The sequence below is a fragment of the Ruegeria sp. CL3 genome, from assembly GCF_056536505.1.
Window position 1 is genome coordinate 1 of record NZ_JBQFPT010000037.1, and the last position, 575, is coordinate 575.

The 575-nt window shown below is 59.7% G+C and carries 1 pseudogene; it reads left to right on the plus strand.

Annotated features, from left to right (window positions below):
- Positions 1 to 564: pseudogene (locus ACR0NO_RS22165) on the plus strand (IS5 family transposase); the annotation flags it as partial.
- Between the last annotated feature and the right edge of the window lie 11 nt (positions 565 to 575).

Here is a 575-nt window from a genome sequence, read left to right on the forward strand (position 1 = left end):
GGTCTGGCTGCCGAACACGGTGAAGAGAAGACTGTGATGGTCGATGCCACCGACCTGAAGGCCCACCGTAACGCAAGCCTTTGGGTGTCAAAAAAGGGGACGTGGACGCCTGATTCACTGCCCGGCAGGCGCATCCGGAGGATGCTGCCGAGAGGGGTCGCACCAAGGGCGGCATGAACACCAAGTTGCATGCCATCTGCGACAGCCGGGGACGTCCGCTCAGCCTGTTCATCACCGCCGGTCAGGTCAGCGATTACATTGGTGCGCGGGCACTGCTGAGCGGCCTGCCGGATGTCGATTGGCTGCTCGGGGATCGTGGATTATGACGCCGGTTGGTTCCGGGAAGCTTTGAAAGACAAAGGGATACGAGCCTGCATCCCTGGCCGGAAGCAGCGGAAGAAACCGGTTAAGTACAACACGCGTCGTTACAAACGGCGCAACCGGATCGAGATCATGTTCGGCAGGTTGAAGGATTGGCGGCCTGTGGCAACCCGCTACGACAGGTGCCCAAAGGTCTTCCTGTCAGCAATCGCCCTCGCAGCACTCGTTATCTATTGGCTATGAGGCCTGAACCT